This is a genomic window from Paraburkholderia sp. HP33-1 (assembly GCF_021390595.1).
Lineage (GTDB): Bacteria > Pseudomonadota > Gammaproteobacteria > Burkholderiales > Burkholderiaceae > Paraburkholderia.
Genome location: NZ_JAJEJR010000001.1, coordinates 902,021 through 916,765, shown reverse-complemented (window position 1 = coordinate 916,765; position 14,745 = coordinate 902,021). Strand labels below are relative to the sequence as shown.

At 62.5% G+C, this 14,745-nt stretch carries 13 protein-coding genes; 8 read left to right on the top strand and 5 right to left on the bottom strand.

Features of this window, described 5'->3' with window-relative positions:
• Positions 1 to 38: 38 nt before the first annotated feature.
• Positions 39 to 818 (top strand): ABC transporter ATP-binding protein, encoded by a 780-nt coding sequence (locus tag L0U81_RS04155; protein WP_233800313.1) that lies wholly within the window; start codon positions 39 to 41, stop codon positions 816 to 818.
• Between the two features lie 614 nt (positions 819 to 1,432).
• Complete coding sequence (locus tag L0U81_RS04150) at positions 1,433 to 2,596, top strand: porin (RefSeq protein WP_233800312.1); 1,164 nt, start codon at positions 1,433 to 1,435, stop codon at positions 2,594 to 2,596.
• Between the two features lie 186 nt (positions 2,597 to 2,782).
• Here L0U81_RS04150 and glnK read toward each other — a convergent pair whose 3' ends face one another.
• Both glnK and L0U81_RS04140 read right to left on the bottom strand, forming a co-directional pair.
• Positions 2,783 to 3,121 (bottom strand): P-II family nitrogen regulator, encoded by a 339-nt coding sequence (gene glnK, locus L0U81_RS04145; RefSeq protein WP_013088783.1) that lies wholly within the window; start codon positions 3,119 to 3,121, stop codon positions 2,783 to 2,785.
• Positions 3,122 to 3,223: 102 nt separating this feature from the next.
• Complete coding sequence (locus L0U81_RS04140) at positions 3,224 to 4,924, bottom strand: NAD+ synthase (protein WP_233800311.1); 1,701 nt, start codon at positions 4,922 to 4,924, stop codon at positions 3,224 to 3,226.
• A gap of 151 nt (positions 4,925 to 5,075) precedes the next feature.
• Here L0U81_RS04140 and L0U81_RS04135 point away from each other — a divergent pair, with 151 nt between their 5' ends.
• A complete protein-coding gene (locus L0U81_RS04135) occupies positions 5,076 to 6,245 on the top strand; it encodes a GNAT family N-acetyltransferase (protein ID WP_233800310.1) in 1,170 nt (389 codons plus the stop codon).
• 10 nt (positions 6,246 to 6,255) lie between these two features.
• Positions 6,256 to 6,570: a GIY-YIG nuclease family protein gene (locus L0U81_RS04130; RefSeq protein ID WP_233800309.1), complete on the top strand. Its 315-nt coding sequence runs from the start codon at positions 6,256 to 6,258 to the stop codon at positions 6,568 to 6,570.
• 6 nt (positions 6,571 to 6,576) lie between these two features.
• Here the strand turns inward: L0U81_RS04130 and L0U81_RS04125 are convergent, their stop codons facing one another.
• The 3 genes from L0U81_RS04125 to ppa all read right to left on the bottom strand — a co-directional run bounded on the left by L0U81_RS04125 (position 6,577) and on the right by ppa (position 9,960).
• On the bottom strand, positions 6,577 to 8,673 hold the full coding sequence (locus tag L0U81_RS04125) for an FUSC family protein (protein WP_233800308.1): 2,097 nt from the start codon (positions 8,671 to 8,673) through the stop codon (positions 6,577 to 6,579).
• Positions 8,674 to 8,834: 161 nt separating this feature from the next.
• The gene (locus L0U81_RS04120; RefSeq protein WP_442793384.1) at positions 8,835 to 9,203 is read right to left on the bottom strand and encodes a hypothetical protein; all 369 of its coding nucleotides are present in this window, start codon (positions 9,201 to 9,203) and stop codon (positions 8,835 to 8,837) included.
• Positions 9,204 to 9,432: 229 nt separating this feature from the next.
• On the bottom strand, positions 9,433 to 9,960 hold the full coding sequence (gene ppa, locus L0U81_RS04115; RefSeq protein WP_233800307.1) for an inorganic diphosphatase: 528 nt from the start codon (positions 9,958 to 9,960) through the stop codon (positions 9,433 to 9,435).
• A 300-nt stretch (positions 9,961 to 10,260) separates the two neighbouring features.
• On the opposite strand from ppa, the gene L0U81_RS04110 reads away from it, so the two are divergent.
• The 4 genes from L0U81_RS04110 (at position 10,261) to L0U81_RS04095 (ending at position 14,744) form a co-directional block, all read left to right on the top strand.
• Positions 10,261 to 11,700 (top strand): aldehyde dehydrogenase family protein, encoded by a 1,440-nt coding sequence (locus tag L0U81_RS04110; RefSeq protein ID WP_233800306.1) that lies wholly within the window; start codon positions 10,261 to 10,263, stop codon positions 11,698 to 11,700.
• Between the two features lie 58 nt (positions 11,701 to 11,758).
• A complete protein-coding gene (locus L0U81_RS04105; protein ID WP_233800305.1) occupies positions 11,759 to 12,517 on the top strand; it encodes an SDR family oxidoreductase in 759 nt (252 codons plus the stop codon).
• 77 nt (positions 12,518 to 12,594) lie between these two features.
• Entirely contained in the window at positions 12,595 to 13,914 is a 1,320-nt protein-coding gene (locus L0U81_RS04100) for an MFS transporter (protein ID WP_233800304.1), read from the top strand.
• Positions 13,915 to 14,141: 227 nt separating this feature from the next.
• Complete coding sequence (locus L0U81_RS04095; RefSeq protein WP_233800303.1) at positions 14,142 to 14,744, top strand: DUF1326 domain-containing protein; 603 nt, start codon at positions 14,142 to 14,144, stop codon at positions 14,742 to 14,744.
• Position 14,745: the final 1 nt, after the last annotated feature.

The window sequence follows — 14,745 nt, the reverse complement described above, 5'->3', positions numbered from 1 at the left end:
TGCGCGTCCCTGGACAAGCAAGCTCGTTAAGGATCCTGATGAATTCCATGAAGCAGAAGCTCTTCGTCGATGAGCTTCACAAAAAGTACGGCGACAACGAAGTCCTGAAGGGCGTGTCGCTGAAAGCCAATGCCGGCGATGTGATCAGCGTAATCGGTTCGTCCGGTTCGGGCAAGAGCACGATGCTCCGCTGCATTAACTTTCTCGAACAGCCGAACGCGGGGCGCATCTTCGTCGACGGCGAGGAAGTGCGCACGCAGACCGCCAAGGACGGTGCGTTGCGCGTGTCGGACCCGAAGCAGTTGCAGCGCGTGCGCACGAAGCTCGCGATGGTGTTCCAGCACTTCAATCTGTGGTCGCACATGAACGTGCTCGAAAACATCATCGAGGCGCCGGTGCACGTGCTCGGTCTGAAGCGCAAGGAAGCCGAGGATCGCGCGCGCGAATATCTCGAGAAGGTCGGTCTCGCGCCGCGTCTCGAGAAGCAGTATCCGTCCCATCTGTCGGGCGGCCAGCAGCAGCGCGTCGCGATTGCGCGGGCTCTCGCGATGCATCCCGACGTGATGCTGTTCGACGAACCGACCTCCGCGCTCGACCCGGAACTCGTCGGCGAAGTGCTGAAGGTGATGCAAAAGCTCGCCGAGGAAGGCCGCACGATGATTGTCGTCACGCACGAAATGGGTTTCGCGCGCAACGTGTCGAACCATGTGATGTTCCTGCACCAGGGCCGCGTCGAGGAAGAAGGTCATCCAGACGAGGTGTTCAAGAACACGAAGAGCGAACGTTTAAAGCAATTCCTGTCAGGTAGTCTCAAATAATAAGATTACCCAGGACTACTTATGATGCGGATCGCATCTGAAATGTAGTCGAAGTAGTTTTACAAGGCGCTTTCGAGCGCCTTTTTCATTGTTATTGCCTCCTTCCTCCCGGCCATTCGTACCACGAAAAAGCGCCGAAAACCTCGCCAAAGTGGCCATTCGGGCCACGTTTTCGCCTTAACCTGCCACTTTCGAAACGTCAATAGTGGCAATCCTTAATACGCCCCCTCCCACGCCTTCAATCCCTTACCGGACAAGGCTTTGGGCGTTTTCTTACGGGATCGCTCCGGGTCCCGGCCCACATTCGTATTGCAATTTGGCGACACCCCCTGTGGCTGGTCCTAATTTCTTCTCCCAGTTAAAGTTATTTTTGATAAATTAGTAACCAAAGTAGCAAAACAAAGTTGATTAAAAGTAGTTTCACTTCAAACAGAGGAGAACCGGTCGGCGAGGGATCGGCATGACGCAAAGACAGCTCGACGCTGCAAGTCATGGCAGGAGACCCTATCCGCCCGCCACTCTCCCCTGGTACCGCTTTTCTGTTCGGTGCTGATCGCGTCCGAACACCACTCGCAGTACTGGGTTTCTTTTTTTGACAGGGTATGGAGGAGAAGATGAAGAAAGCTTTGCTCGCCGCTGCGCTGATGTCGGCCGGCGTTGTTGCACACGCTCAGAGCAGCGTCACGCTGTATGGCCGCCTCGATGCGGGCATCGAATACATGTCGGGCGTTCCGGGTTCGAACAATCTCAACGCCAACGGCGCGGCCACCCAGCACACGACCCGCTGGAAAGCGGAAAGCGGCGACTGGGGTACCAGCCTGTGGGGCATGAAGGGTGTCGAGGACATCGGTGGCGGCAACAAGGTCCTGTTCCAGTTGGAAGGCTCGTTCAACACGATGACGGGCGCGGGTCCTGGCAACGGCGGTCTCTTCAATCGCTGGGCAACGGTCGGTGTGTCGAACGCGCAGTACGGTACGTTCACGATGGGCCGCATGCTCTTCATCTCGAACGGTGTGTGGGACTTCGACCCGTTCGGTCAATCGAACTGGTCGTCGGCATCGCTGGTGCGTGGCCGCAACTGGCCGCAATCGAGCAACAACTTCGCGTACCAGTCGCCGAAGTTCGCAGGCTTTGACTTCTACGGCCAATACGCGCTGTCGAATTCAACGAGCTGGAACGGCAACGGCACGACTCCGCAAGGCCGCGAGGCCGGTGCACAGGTCACCTACACGAGCTCGTTGTTCCAGGTCCGCGGTATCTATGACGAAATCCGCAACTCGAAGACCGGCGCACTTTGGGGCGGTGCAGTCGCCAACAATGGCATCAATACGGATAACACGAGCAACGGCGTGTTCGCGGCGTCGCGTGAATACTCGGCGCTCGTGAACGTGTTCCTCGGCCAGTTCAAGGTGCAGGCCGCTTACCAGGCAGTCCGTTCCGCAGGTGCTACCAGCGTCGTGTATGGTCAGCCGACCACGCTCGATCATGAGTGGGGCGGCGTGACGTGGCAAGCAACGCCGGCTGCAGCGCTGATTGCAGCGGTCTACCACGTGAACGGCAACAACGGCGCGGGCAATGCAACGATCTACACGGTCGGTGGTTCGTACAACCTGTCCAAGCGCACTCTGTTGGATATCCAGATTGCAGGGGTGTCGAACAGCCGTGCGGCTAACTTCGGTCTGAATGCAAATAACGCGGGCTATGCCCCAGAAACGGACAACCCGCTGCAAGGCCGCGCGCAAACCGGCGTGTACGCAGGTATCCAGCACTCGTTCTAATCGAACGGTGCGCCCCGAGGGCATGACCCTCGGGGTGTAACACAAGTTTCTCCAAGAGAATCTTTTTTCACGCTGCTGCGAGAGGCGCGTATCGGTGCAATATCCGCAAGGGTATTGCACCGTTTTTTATTGGCCGCGCAATTTTGAGTCATTGCACGCACCGGGCCGGTGCGAGAATGCGCCGACTTATACCGCTGCTTCGTTCTCTTCGCCGGTACGAATACGGATCACGCGTTCGACGTCAGCGACGAAGATCTTGCCGTCGCCGATCTTGCCGGTACGCGCCGCGCCGATGATCGCGTCGATCACCTGATCGCACTGGCTGTCCGCGACCACGACTTCGATCTTCACTTTCGGCAGAAAGTCGACCACATACTCTGCACCACGATAGAGCTCGGTATGCCCTTTCTGGCGGCCGAAGCCCTTGACCTCCGTCACGGTCAGGCCGGTGAGGCCGACTTCCGCGAGCGCCTCGCGCACTTCGTCGAGTTTGAACGGTTTGATGACTGCAGTGATGCGCTTCATGGCGAACCTCGTCTCTTGATGGGGAGTGTGGGAAAGAGAAGGATGATTTTTATTCTACGCCGCGCCGGATGCATTGCGGCATCCGCACGCGTATATCGTTTTTCACTCCACCGGCTCGGTGTAGCGCGACGTGATCGGATAACGCCAGTCGCGGCCGAACGCGCGATGCGTGACACGAATGCCGATCGGCGCCTGACGACGCTTGTACTCGTTGATCTTGATCAGCCGCGTGACGCGCTTTACGTCGTCGACCGCGTAGCCCGCCCCGATGATCTCCGCGAGCGAACGATCCTCCTCCATGTACATACGCATGATCGCGTCGAGTACCTCGTATTCGGGCAGGCTGTCCTGGTCGGTCTGGTTCTCGCGCAGCTCCGCCGACGGCGCGCGCGTCAGAATGCGCTCGGGAATCACGTCGCGGGTCGCGAATGTGGTGGCCGCGTTGCGATAGCGGCACAAGCGGTACACGAGCGTCTTCGCGATGTCCTTGATCACCGCGAAGCCGCCGGCCATGTCGCCATACAGCGTGCAGTAGCCGACCGCCATCTCGCTCTTGTTGCCGGTGGTCAGCACGATCGAACCGAACTTGTTCGACAGCGCCATCAGCAGCGTGCCGCGAATACGCGCCTGAATGTTCTCTTCGGTCGCATCTTCGGCGCGACCCGCGAACTCTTCGGCGAGCGAGCCGCGGAACGCGTCGAACATCGGCGCGATCGCGATCTCGTCGTAGCGCACGCCGACGCGGCGCGCCATGTCGGCGGCGTCGGTGGTGGAGATGTCGGCCGTGTAGCGCGACGGCATCATCACCGCGCGCACCTTGTCAGCGCCGAGCGCGTCGCATGCAACGGCCAGCACGAGCGCCGAATCGACGCCGCCCGACAGACCGATCAAAGCACCCGGAAAACCGTTCTTGCCGATGTAGTCGCGCACACCCATCACGAGCGCCGCGTACACCTGCGCTTCGATCGACTGTTCCGGCGCAATCGCGGCCGGCAGCGGCGTGCCGTTGTCGAACTCGACGATCGCGGTGGTTTCCTCGAACTGCGCGAGCTTCGCGACGAGTTCGCCCTGCGCGTCGAGCACGAACGAGCCGCCGTCGAACACGAGTTCGTCCTGGCCGCCGACCATGTTCACGTACACCATCGGGATGCCGGTCTCGCGAATCCGCGCGCGCAGGATATCGAAGCGCACCGCTTCCTTGTTCAGATGATATGGCGAGCCGTTCGGAATCAGCAGCACCTGTGCCCCGGCGGCCTTCGCCATCTGCGCGGCCGACGCATGCCATACGTCCTCGCAGATCACGACGCCATACCTGATGCCATCGAGTTCGAACACGAACGGCTGCGGGTCGGATGCGAAGTAGCGCTTCTCGTCGAACACCTCGGTGTTCGGCAGATCCTGCTTGCGATAGGTGCCCCTCACTTCGCCGTCGACGATCAGCGAGGCCGCGTTGAACGTATCGACCGGCGGCACGCCGCGCTCGATCGGCGCGTTTGCATTACCATGGCCGTTCGCCAGGTTGTCCGTCACGTCGCGCAGCGGATGACCGACGATCACATGCAATCCCGTGAACGGCTTCAGTTGCGCGGCGAGATCGGCCAACGCGGCCGCGCTCGCGGTGTAGAACGCGGGGCGCAGCAGCAGGTCTTCGGGCGGATAACCCGACAGCGCGAGTTCAGGCGCGACCAGCAGCTTCGCACCGTCGCTATGCGCGGCACGCGCCGCGGCGACGATCTTCGCGACGTTGCCGGCGAAATCGCCGACAGTGACATTGATTTGAGCAAGAGCGATTCGGGTCTTCATGGCAGGATCGACAGGCAAGCCTTCACGGCTCGCGGGTACCGTGGCACGATGGCTCGACGGAATTGGATACACCGGATAAACGAACTTAACCAACGACACGGCCGCTTCATCTTCACAGCGCCGCGCCGGTCATTGCAAACAGTCACGCAGATTGAACCATCAACGCATCGATTATCGCACGGGCATTCTGGCATCTCCTTCCGAGGTGGACGCCGCCGAGTGGAACGCCCTTCTCGCCGCGCAGCCGCAGCCCACGCCGTTTTTACGGCACGAGTTTCTGAGCGCGCTCAACGCGACGCAATGCGCGGTCCCCGACACGGGTTGGGCGCCGCAATTCGTCACGCTGGCCGACGCGCGCACGGGCAAGCTCGCGGCGGCGGCGCCCGTGTATCTGAAGGGGCACTCGTACGGCGAGTACGTGTTCGACTGGGCCTGGGCCGACGCGTACAAGCGCAACGGCCTGCCCTACTACCCGAAGCTGCTGTGCGCGGTGCCGTTCACACCGGTGCAGGGCACCCGCCTGCTGTCGGCGAATGACCACGCGCTGCGCCATCTCGCGGCGACGCTGATGGCGTTCGCCGAGCAGGCCGAGGTGTCGTCGCTGCATGTGCTGTTCCCGGCGCAAAGCGAAGCGGACGCGCTCACCGATATCGGCATGATGCAACGCGAAGGCGTGCAGTTTCACTGGCTCAACGACGGCTATCGCGACTTCGAAGATTTCCTGTCGACGCTCGAACAGAAGAAGCGCAAGAACATCCGCGCCGAACGTCGCAAGGTGCGCGAGGCGGGCATCACGATGCGCAGGATCCGCGGCGAGGACATCAAGGATGCCGACTGGCGCTTCTTCAGCAAGTGCTATCGGCAAACCTATCGCGAGCATTTTTCGAGTCCGTATCTGAACCTCGACTTCTTCCGCATGATCGGCGCGTCGATGCCCGAGAATCTGCTGCTCGTGATCGCCGAATACGAGGGCAAGCCGATCGCGAGTTCGCTCGTCGTCTATCAGCGCGACGAGAAAACAGGCGGCACGTTGTACGGCCGCTACTGGGGCGCGCTCGAACACGTGCCTTGTTTGCACTTCGAGACCGCGTACTATCAGCCGCTCGAATTCTGCATCGAAGAAAAGCTCGGTGCATTCGAAGGCGGCGCGCAGGGCGAGCACAAGATGGCGCGCGGCTTTCTGCCGACGGTTACGCGCTCGACGCATTGGCTCGCGCATCCGGCGTTTGCCGATGCGGTCGGCCATTTCCTCGATAACGAAAAGAACAGCATCCACGCGTACGTGGACGAGCTGCGTGATCACAATCCGTTCAAAGGCTAGAAGCGCGGTTATGGCGTGGTTTCTCTATCTGCTCGAATGCTCGGACGGCAGCGTCTATACCGGCATCGCCACCGATGTCGCCGCTCGCTTCGACAAACACGTAAGCGGCACGGGCGCGCGCTATACGCGCGCGCGCAAGCCTGTGCGGGTGCTGGCGTCGTTCGAGCTGGCGGATCGGTCGAGCGCGTCGCGCGCCGAGTATTGGGTCAAGCGGCTCACGCCCGCAGACAAGCGCGCATTGGCGGCGGGGATGTTTTCGCTGCAGTCGGTGTTGCCGGAGGTCGTGGTGAATGCCGAGGCGGAAGACGGGGATAACCCGGGCTGAGCCGCGCTAGCCCCTCGCCTCGCGCATCCTCTCGGTCAACAGCCGATGCACGCGCGCCAGCTCGCCGACCACATCTGCTTCCAGCGACGTCAACTGCTCGCGCGCGGGCAACTCGAGCCGCACCGGCCGTAACGTCCGGTTCAACGCGGCCACGATGGCCGCGCTCATCGCCGCGACCCATTCGTCGAGTTCGCTATGCATGTCGCGGCGGTTCGCTGTGAGGCGCAACTGCGTCGCGGTCCCGGCCATCCGCCGCAGCAGACTCAGCACCGTCAGCGTCACCGTATCGGCCATCGAGTCCTCGAGCTTTTCGAGGCGCACGCGGCCGATCGCTTCCTCCGCGTTGTTGCTGGTGAGGCCGGCCGCGCGGCGCAATTGCTCGATCTCCTTGCCGCTGTGCCGCGGCGCTTCCAGCGACGCACGCAGATACGCGAGATTCGCGCGCACCGCGTCGCCGAGATAGACGCGCACGTCGAGCTTCTCGCGCGTCGGCCATAGAAGGAAGGTCGCGATGAGCGCAAGCACGCAGCCGAGCACATTATTGCCGAGCCGCGTCAGCGCGAACGCCAGCTCGTTGGCGCCGGGCGTCGCAAAGTCGGCGACGAGCACGAAGGCCGGCGTCAGAAACAGCACGAACAGGCTGTAGCTGACCGGGCGCAGCGCCATCGTCGCCATGACGAGCGGGAACACCACGAGCGAGATGGCGAGCGGCGAATGAATTGCATAGCCGATCGCCGCCGCGAGCACGCCGCCGACGATGCTGCCCGCCGCGCGCTCGATGCTGCGCGGCCACGTCGCCGCGATCGACGGCTGCAAGATCAGCAGCGTCGCCATCGTCGCCCAGTAGCCAAACGGCAGACCGAGCGCGCGAATCACGATGAAGCCCGCCGTCGTCGTCACACCGACACGCGCCGCATGACGCAAGCCGACCGACTGCCACGACAGGTTCGCCTTCAGCGTCGACCACGCGCGCGCCGTATAACGCGCGACGCACGCGCTCCACGTCTCGACGTGCACCTCACGCGGCGCGAAATCGACAAGTTCGAAACCGGATTGCAGCTTCACCGGTTCGGGCAACGCGCTTTCGAGCCGATGCGCGAGACGCCGCAGACGCGCCTGCGGATCCGCGAGACGCTCCCAGCATGCATCGCCGGTCGCGCTGCCGATGTCGCTGAGCACTTCGCCAATCGCATTGAGCAGGCGCGCCGCGCGTTGCGTGCGGCGCGCATCGTCGGGCACTTTCTCGGCCGCGCCCGACACCGCAATCAGATACGCGAACAACGCTTCGCCATCGGTCAGGAGGCCAAGCAGCGTATCGTAGACCGCCGCGCCGCCCGCCTTCGATGCGGGGACACTCGCGAGCGCATCGCGCGAACGTTCGAGCGACGCGCGCGCGTCGGCGCGAAACCGCGCGGCATGCGTAGCCCAGTCGCGCGGCGCGGCACGCTCGCCGACGAGACGCGCACTATCGAACGCGACGTCGGCGAGGCGCAGATACACCGCGCGCAACGACGCGCGGCTCGCGCCGAACGGATGAATGCGCCACACCGTCAGACTCAGCACGATCGCGAACAGACAACCGGCCAGATAGACAGCCAGAAACGCAAACCCCGCGCGCGCGTCGTGCATCGGCCGGTCGACCATCACGACGCAGGCGGTCGCCGCGAGGATCGTCACCTGCGACGTGGCCGCGCCCCAGATGCGGCCGAATGCGCCGAGCGTCGTGAACGCGAGCACCGCGAGCGCGGCGAACGCGGTGCCTGCGGCGGACGCGAACTCGGTGATACCGCCGCACAGCGTCGACAGCAGCGCGAAACCCATCATCGACATGAAGCGCGCGCGGTTCGAGCCGGCCGCGTCGGCGAGGCAGGTCCAGAACGCGCCGATCGCGGCCCACGCGAACATGGGATCGTGCAGTACGTTGCCGAGCGCGAGCATCGCCGTCGACGCGCACGCCGCTCGCAAGCCCTCCGACAGATTCGCCTCGCTCGCCGCGAACGACACCATCCAGACCGGCCGCTTGCGGTAGATCGCGGTGACGACCGAATGCAGCCGGGTCGACCAGCGCGGCGATGTCGAGTGGGACTTGCTGCGGTTCATCATCCGGACAGTGCTTTTTGAAGTTATGGAGACGCGCGGGGATGCAGCGGTGAGATCGCGCGCGAGGTCGTGCGGCGAATGATAAGGGTTTACACCTAAATATAAAAATGCGTTCCGTACATCCTGGCGATGCATTCAGGTTATGCGGTGCGGTCGTCGCGATTTCACCCGTCCACGGGCCGATTCTGTTCCGCAAGAAAATCCGGCCGCAGACGCGAGTTCGCCTCAATGAGGCCAGACGCGTGCTTCCAGAACTCGAAGAGCCGCTCCGGATAGTGAACCGCGAGCGCGACCAGCGCATACATGAAGGTCTTCCACACGACGTTCCAGATCAGCGGCTTTTCGGGAAACCGGTTGATGAACGGCAGCAGGTCCGCGATCAGCACCGAAGCCGAAACGGGCAACGAGATCCCCGTGCCGCGCACCATCAACGCGCGGCACAGCGCGACGATATGCAGAATCACGAAGAAAAACAGCGTGGGCGGAATGGCCTTCGAGACTTCATGCCGGATCTTCGCCTTCAACGTGCTCATGAGCGTGTCCTCCGAGGCGTGGCGTGCGCCTCGCGGCCATCGGATCCGGTACGGCGTATCGGCCTGCGCCCATTCACCTTCACGTCATTACTGTAGAGCGGGACTGTCAGAATTCAACCCGCCGTTGCCGCCCGGGCACCGATCCGACGGCATAAAAAAAGCGCCCCACCAGGGGCGCTTCGTCAGCGAGCTTTCGTTTTCTGTCGGTCGCGTTTTGCGCCGACGCGGCTCACTTCTTGTAGTTCGCCACGCCTTCGCTGATTTCCTTGTGCGCGGCGTCGAGCCCCGCCCAACCGTCGACCTTCACCCACTTGCCCTTCTCGAGCGCCTTGTACTGCTCGAAGAAATGCTTGATCTGGTCCTTCAGATAAGCCGGCACATCGTCGACCGACTTCAGGTCCGCCGTCATCGGGCAAACCTTGTCATGCGGGACGGCGATCAGCTTTGCGTCGACGCCCGATTCGTCGGTCATCTGCAGCATGCCGAGCGCGCGGGCGCGCACCACCGAGCCAGCGAGCAGCGGGAACGGCGTGATCACCAGCACGTCGACCGGGTCGCCGTCGCCCGACAGCGTCTGCGGAATGAAGCCGTAGTTGGCCGGATAGCGCATGCCGGTGCCGATGAATCGGTCGACGACGAGCAGGCCCAGATCCTTGTCGGCTTCGTACTTCACCGGGTCGCTTTGCGCCGGGATTTCGATGATGACGTTGAAATCTTGCGGAAGGTCTTTGCCTGCGGGAACGTGATTGAAGCTCATGAGCGCTCTCTGAAGGGGATGGAAGTCGGAATGCGGCGAACGGTGCGCGGGCTGCGGATGCGATGCGAATGCTTTGTGAACCGCGAACGCCGAACCCTGAAACCCTCTGCCCCCGAACGACGGGGCCGCGCACCGGACCGTGCGGAATGCGCCATTATAGCCAATCGGCAGGTGGCATCCGCGGTTGGATCGGCGCGATAATCGTCTGGCGACTTACGCTTCGCGTCTCTACCGTTTTGTGTCTCCCCTTCGAACCGGCGCCGCCGCACAACGGCCGCGCGTCATCTTCAAGGAGCATGCATGGAAGAAGCCCGGCATTTCATCGGCGGCGAGTGGTGCGCCACTTCCGGCGGCGAATCGATCGCCGTACTCGATCCCTCGGACGGCCAGCCGTTCACGCGCATCGCGCGCGGCACCGAGGCCGATATCGACACCGCCGTGCACGCGGCGCGCCGCGCGTTCGAAGGTGCGTGGGGCGCGCTGAGCGCCGCCGAGCGCGGCCGCGTGCTGTACCGGCTATCGCTGCTGGTGGCCGCGCGCCAGGAGGACCTCGCGCAGCTCGAAGCGCGCGACACCGGCAAGCCGCTCAAGCAGGCGCGCGCCGACGCCGCCGCGCTCACCCGCTATTTCGAGTTCTACGCCGGCGCGGCCGACAAGCTGCACGGCGAAACCCTGCCCTACCAGTTCGGCTACACGGTGCTGACGATCCGTGAGCCGCACGGCGTGACCGCGCACATCGTGCCGTGGAACTATCCGATGCAGATTTTCGGGCGCAGCGTCGGCGCGGCGCTCGCGGCCGGCAACGCATGCGTCGTCAAGCCGGCCGAGGACGCGTGTCTCTCGGTGCTGCGCGTCGCCGAACTCGCCGCCGAAGCCGGCCTGCCGCCGGGCGCGCTAAACATCGTCACCGGCTATGGACACGAAGCGGGCGCAGCGCTCGCGCGTCATCCGGGTATCGATCACGTGTCGTTCACGGGGTCACCCGATACCGGCAAGCTCGTCACGCAGATGGCAGCTGAAAACCACGTGCCAGTCACGCTCGAACTCGGCGGCAAGTCGCCGCAAATCGTGTTCGCCGACGCCGATCTCGACGCGGCGCTGCCGGTGCTGATCTCCGCGATCGTGCAGAACGCCGGGCAAACCTGCTCGGCGGGCAGCCGCGTGCTGATCGACAAGGCGATTTACGAGCCGCTGCTCGACAGGCTCAGCAGCGCATTCCAGGCGCTGCGCGTCGGGCCGTCGAAGGCCGATCTCGACTGCGGACCGCTGATCAGCGCGAAACAGCAGCAGCGCGTATGGGACTTCCTGTCCGATGCGCAACACGACGGCATCGCGATGGCCGCGCACGGCGAAGTGATTCCCGAAGCACCCGAAAGCGGCTTCTATCAGGCTCCGACCTTGCTGCGCGACGTACCCGCAAGCCACCGGCTCGCGCGCGACGAAGTGTTCGGCCCGGTGCTCGCCGCGATGTCGTTCCGCGACGAAGACGAAGCGCTCGCGCTCGCGAACGGCACGCAATACGGGCTTGTCACCGGTATCTGGACACGCGACGGCGCGCGCCAGATGCGGCTCGCGCGACGCGTGCGCTCGGGCCAGGTGTTCATCAACAACTATGGCGCGGGCGGCGGCGTCGAGTTGCCGTTCGGCGGCGTCAAGCATTCGGGGCATGGTCGCGAGAAAGGCTTCGAGGCGCTGTATGGCTTTACGGTGCTGAAGACGATTGCGATCCGGCACGGTTAGACCATCTCGTAACGCACAACAACGCATCGCTCTATCCATCACAAACAACGGAGACATCATGCGGTTGACAGGTAAAACGGCCATCGTCACGGGCGGCGGTTCGGGTTTCGGCGAAGGCATCGCGAAGACGTTTGCGCGTGAAGGCGCGAACGTCGTGGTGAACGACCTCAACGGGCCGGCCGCCGAACGCGTCGCCAGTGAGATCGCGATCGCGGGCGGCAAGGCGATCGCGGTGCCCGGCAACGTCGCGCAACGCGACGACTGGCACGCGCTGCGCGAGGCCGCGCTCGGCGATTTCGGCAGCGTGCAGATCGTCGTGAACAACGCCGGCACCACGCATCGCAACAAGCCGGTGCTCGAAGTCACCGAGGCCGAGTTCGACCGCGTCTACGCGGTGAACGTGAAAAGCATCTACTGGAGCGTGCAGGAGTTCGTGCCGTATTTTCGCGAGCAAGGCGGTGGCAGCTTCATCAATATCGCGTCGACGGCGGGCGTGCGGCCGCGGCCGGGACTCGTCTGGTACAACGGCAGCAAGGGCGCGGTGATCATCGCGAGCAAGTCGCTCGCGGTCGAACTCGGGCCGGAGCGCATTCGCGTGAACTGCGTGAATCCGGTGATCGGCGAAACGGCGCTGCTGTCCGAGTTCATGGGTGTCGAGGATACGCCGCAGAATCGGCAGAAGTTTCTGGCGGGGATTCCGCTCGGACGGTTTTCAACGCCGCAGGATGTTGCCAATGCGGCGCTGTATCTGGCTTCCGATGAAGCGGAGTTCATTACCGGCGTGTGCCTCGAAGTAGATGGGGGGCGCTGCGTATAGCAGCGAGTGAAGCGCTGCCACGACTCGAATCGATCGGTGGCAGTACTTCAATTCCATAAAAACAAGGAGACACAGTCATGGCTAGTCCGGCAGATCCGCTCCACCATCCTGGCGCTGGCGCGCCACCTTCCACGTTCGAAGAGGCGACCTACCGCAAGGTCACGTGGCGGCTCGCGCCGCTATTGATGCTCTGCTACATCGTCGCGTATCTGGACCGCGTGAACGTCGGCTTCGCGAAACTGGGGATGAGCACCGACCTCGGCTTGAGCGATGCCGTATACGGCTTTGGCGCAGGAATCTTCTTTATCGGCTATTTCATTTTCGAAGTGCCGAGCAATGTAATCCTGCACAAGGTCGGCGCGCGTGTGTGGATCGCGCGGATCATGATTTCGTGGGGCGTGATCTCGATGCTGACGATGCTGGTCACCACGCCGACGATGTTTTATGTGATGCGCTTTCTGCTCGGGCTTGCCGAGGCAGGGTTCTTTCCTGGGATCATCTTGTATCTCACCTACTGGTATCCGGCGCATCGGCGTGGACGCATGACGACGTGGTTTATGACGGCGATTGCGTTGTCCGGTGTGATTGGTGGGCCGGTGTCGGGTTTTATCCTGAAGAACTTTAACGGCGTGAATGGGTGGCATGGGTGGCAGTGGCTGTTCCTGCTTGAAGGGGTGCCGTCGGTGCTGGTTGGGATCATCGTGTTTGTGACACTCGATGATCGGATTTCGAAGGCGAAATGGCTGACTCGTGAAGAGCAGCAATTGCTCGAGAGTCAGGTGTCGGCGGAAGAAGCGGCCAAGCACGACATGCCGATTCGTGAGGTGTTCACTAGCGCACGGGTGTTGATGTTGAGTCTTACCTACTTCTCGTTTGTGATGGGGCTTTATGGGGTGAGCTTCTGGTTGCCCACGATTATCAAATCGACCGGCGTCACCGATGCGTTTTTGATCGGGTTGCTGTCGGCGGTGCCGTTTGCGGCGGCGGTGGTCGCGATGGTGTTGGTGGCGCGCAGTGCGGATCGCACCAGAGAGCGGCGCTGGCATATTGCGTTGCCTGCGTTTTTGGGGGCGGTGGGGTTGGTGCTTTCCGTCGTTTGGACGCATAACACCTTGCTCGCTATGACCGGCCTGACGCTGGCCACGATGGGCATCCTCACTACTTTGCCGTTGTTCTGGAGTTTACCTACGGCGATTCTCGCGGGCACCGGCGCCGCTGCCGGGATTGCGATGATTAATTCGATTGGCAACCTTGCCGGTTTCCTGAGTCCTTATGCCGTGGGTTGGTTGAAACAGGTTACTGCGGCGAACGACTCCGGCATGTATATGCTCGCGGCCTTCATGGTGCTCGGCGGCCTGCTCGCTATTAGTGTGCCGGCGAGGATGGTCAATAAGTGAGGGGACTGACGTGAGGCCCTGGCGGTGCGCTACCGCCAAGGCTTTGCGTTGGGGCAAAGTGAATTCCGGACAATGCCCACCGCTCCCGGCGCCAAAGCACTAGCTGTATAAGCCGTTTCAATCATTCGCAGCCCCGCACGCTTTGATTCCTGCCTGCTTAACGCCTACAACAAAGGATGTCCGGCATTGTTCTTCCCGGCCGGATAAAAACGGCAGTGGAGGCGCAAATGAGCTATCAACTGATGGGCAGCATCCTCGAAGTGTGCGAGTGCAAAGTGCTATGTCCGTGCTGGATTGGAGAAGATCCCGATAACGGCATTTGCCGCAGCGCGCTTGCTTACCACTACGAGACAGGCACGATCGACGGCGTCGATGTGTCTGGCTTGACGGTCGCGTTCGCGGCATTCATTCCGGGCAATGTGCTCAAAGGCGGCTGGCGCGTCGCGATGTTCGTCGACGAGCGCGCGAGCGATGCGCAATTCGACGCCTTGGTTAGCGCGCACAGTGGCGAGCGCGGCGGACCGCTCGCGGATCTCGTGAAGTTGATTGGCGAAGTCGTGTCCGTAGAACGCGCATCGATTGAATACACGGTCGTCGACGGCAAGGGCAGGATGAAAGTCGGCGAAGTGATCGAGGCCGACGTGGAGCCCTATCGCGGCCCGACCGGCGAGCCGACCAAACTGGTCGAAAGCATCTTTTCGACGATACCGGGATCCCCTGCGTTCGTCGGCAAAGCGAACTCATTTCGCCTGCGCCACGAAAAGCTCAATCTCGATCTCGCATTGACGGGACATAACGCGATTCAGGGATCGTTCAGCTTCGCGTCGTGAA

Bases quoted from the DNA above. Each gene is read 5' to 3' on its own strand.
- L0U81_RS04155 (WP_233800313.1), top strand. From the start codon at position 39: ATGAATTCCATGAAGCAGAAGCTCTTCGTCGATGAGCTTCACAAAAAG.
- L0U81_RS04150 (WP_233800312.1), top strand. From the start codon at position 1,433: ATGAAGAAAGCTTTGCTCGCCGCTGCGCTGATGTCGGCCGGCGTTGTT.
- glnK (WP_013088783.1), bottom strand. From the start codon at position 3,121: ATGAAGCGCATCACTGCAGTCATCAAACCGTTCAAACTCGACGAAGTG.
- L0U81_RS04140 (WP_233800311.1), bottom strand. From the start codon at position 4,924: ATGAAGACCCGAATCGCTCTTGCTCAAATCAATGTCACTGTCGGCGAT.
- L0U81_RS04130 (WP_233800309.1), top strand. From the start codon at position 6,256: ATGGCGTGGTTTCTCTATCTGCTCGAATGCTCGGACGGCAGCGTCTAT.
- L0U81_RS04125 (WP_233800308.1), bottom strand. From the start codon at position 8,673: ATGATGAACCGCAGCAAGTCCCACTCGACATCGCCGCGCTGGTCGACC.
- L0U81_RS04120 (WP_442793384.1), bottom strand. From the start codon at position 9,203: ATGAGCACGTTGAAGGCGAAGATCCGGCATGAAGTCTCGAAGGCCATT.
- ppa (WP_233800307.1), bottom strand. From the start codon at position 9,960: ATGAGCTTCAATCACGTTCCCGCAGGCAAAGACCTTCCGCAAGATTTC.
- L0U81_RS04110 (WP_233800306.1), top strand. From the start codon at position 10,261: ATGGAAGAAGCCCGGCATTTCATCGGCGGCGAGTGGTGCGCCACTTCC.
- L0U81_RS04105 (WP_233800305.1), top strand. From the start codon at position 11,759: ATGCGGTTGACAGGTAAAACGGCCATCGTCACGGGCGGCGGTTCGGGT.
- L0U81_RS04100 (WP_233800304.1), top strand. From the start codon at position 12,595: ATGGCTAGTCCGGCAGATCCGCTCCACCATCCTGGCGCTGGCGCGCCA.
- L0U81_RS04095 (WP_233800303.1), top strand. From the start codon at position 14,142: ATGAGCTATCAACTGATGGGCAGCATCCTCGAAGTGTGCGAGTGCAAA.